We start from the raw sequence: 567 nt of genomic DNA on the forward strand, positions 1-567 counted from the left end.
CTGGAAGAAAAAGAGCTTCTGGCCGCCAGCGCCTTCCCGCAGCGCCTCTCTCGCGGCCTCCATTTCTTCTGGTGGGTAGTATGCGTCTGCCTGATCTTGCGCCGATGCTGCTGTCGCTGCCGCGATCATGAGACCACCAGCGATCGCCACTGAGAAGAGATTTCTCATTGATGGTCTCCGTGTTGGCGATGCGCGCCATGCTGTTCGTGTCGTCCGCCCGCCTCTCGGGACCCGTCAGGTTGATTGTGGTCTTGATGACGATGCATCTGATGATGCGCCTCACCGGGCATGACCGACACGACTTGGAACATTCCGGCGTGCATGTGGTAGAGAAGGTGACAATGAAAGGCCCAATCACCCACATCTTCCGGTGTGACGTCCACTGAAAGCTTTTCGCCGGGCTTTACCGTGATTGTGTGCTTGCGGGGTTTGTGGTCGCTTTCGCCATTCACGACATCAAAGAACATGCCGTGCAGGTGAATGGGGTGAGGCATCATCGTGTCGTTGACCATAGTCAGCCGCACGCGCTCCCCCTGGCGGAACTGGATCGGATCAACGACCTCGCTC

The 567-nt window shown here is 58.0% G+C and carries 1 protein-coding gene; it reads right to left on the bottom strand.

The window, feature by feature from the left end; translation table 11 throughout:
* Window positions 1-164: 164 nt before the first annotated feature.
* On the bottom strand, window positions 165-567 hold a 403-nt coding region (locus PKF00_RS44170), incomplete at its 5' end, for a multicopper oxidase domain-containing protein (RefSeq protein WP_271223781.1).

The organism is Streptosporangium carneum, from assembly GCF_027922005.1.
Classification (GTDB): domain Bacteria; phylum Actinomycetota; class Actinomycetes; order Streptosporangiales; family Streptosporangiaceae; genus Streptosporangium; species Streptosporangium carneum.